The 1207-nt window shown below is 65.1% G+C and carries 2 protein-coding genes; both read right to left on the reverse strand.

Features of this window, described 5'->3' with window-relative positions; translation table 11 throughout:
* Positions 1 to 10 precede the first annotated feature (10 nt).
* Complete coding sequence (locus tag C8J30_RS19295) at positions 11 to 778, reverse strand: IS66 family transposase (RefSeq protein WP_342767563.1); 768 nt, start codon at positions 776 to 778, stop codon at positions 11 to 13.
* On the reverse strand, positions 673 to 1207 hold a 535-nt coding region (locus C8J30_RS19300; protein ID WP_146227977.1), incomplete at its 5' end, for an IS66 family transposase. The genes C8J30_RS19300 and C8J30_RS19295, both read right to left, overlap by 106 nt.

Raw genomic sequence — 1207 nt, forward strand, 5'->3', positions numbered from 1 at the left:
GGGCGCGAGGTCAGGCCGCCTTGCCTTGCGACGGGGCCTCGTTGGCGGCCTTGTAATGCCAGGGCATCAGCTGGCTGTAATCGGTCAGCTCACGCCCCTTTTCGATCTGATCGATGACCCAGCTCAGATAGCGGAAGGGGTCGACGCCGTTCAGCCGCGCGGTCTCGATCAAGGAATAGAAGATGGCCCAGTTCTTCGCAGCCATGAGGTTGCCGGCAAAGAGCGAGTTCTTTTTCGAAAGGGCAATCCCGCGCATGCAGCGTTCGACGGGGTTGTTGTCGATCGCGAGCCGGCCGTCATAAACGTACCGGGTCAGATCCTCCCAGCCGCTCAGGAAGTATTTGACGGCAGTCTTCAGGCGGCCCTTGGCCAGATCGGGTTCGACCCGCAGCAGGTCCGCACGGATCTTTTCGAGGACCGGCAGCGCCTCAGCGAGGCGCAGCGCCTGGCGCTCCTCGGGCGGGCAGCCATAGACCCGTTCCTCGACCTCATAGACGGCCTTGAGCCCCTTGATCACGCGCTTCGCAAGGGTGCTCGGCGCGGCCTTTTGGCTGTCGGTGAACTTGCGGCGCGCATGCGTCCTGCAGCGCGCGATCTCCACCCCGTCGTTCTGCCCCGGCACCCGGCGGATCCGGTTGTAGGCCTTCCAGCCGTCGATCTGGAGGGTGTCGATCAGCGCGCCCCGATCAACGCCCCGTCTGGCATGCGCTCCGCGACATGCCCGCCACGCGAGGCGTCGTGCTCGAAATAAACCGCCGGTTCGGCCTCTTTGTTCCAGCCACGTTCATCGCGGCACAGCCCCCAGAGCCAGGTCGTCTCGCAGCCCCCTTTGGCCTGGGTGCGCAACGGCGTCTCGTCCATGTGCGCCGCATGCCCGCTGGTCACGTGCCGCCAGATTTCATCGCACACCGGCTCCAGAAAGCCCGCGATGTGGGTCGCGTTGCGGCCAAGCGTCTGGCGCGCCACGTTGAACCCGGCGTTGTCCAGTCGACGCCGCTGGCGGTAATGCGTCGAGTGTTCGTAAAATTTCTGGCAGACCGCCTCCACCACGGTCCTCGGCGTGATCGTGCGCCTCCGGCCGATGAAGCCCTCGGCATGTGCGGACACGGGCTTGTGCTCCTTGCAGGCGGCGCTGCGGTTGCAGGCGCAGCGGAAGTAGATGTGCTTTTCCCACACGTAATGCTCCGGGATGACCCTGAGCTGGGTG

The sequence above is a fragment of the Rhodobacter viridis genome, assembly GCF_003217355.1.
Taxonomy (GTDB): domain Bacteria; phylum Pseudomonadota; class Alphaproteobacteria; order Rhodobacterales; family Rhodobacteraceae; genus Rhodobacter; species Rhodobacter viridis.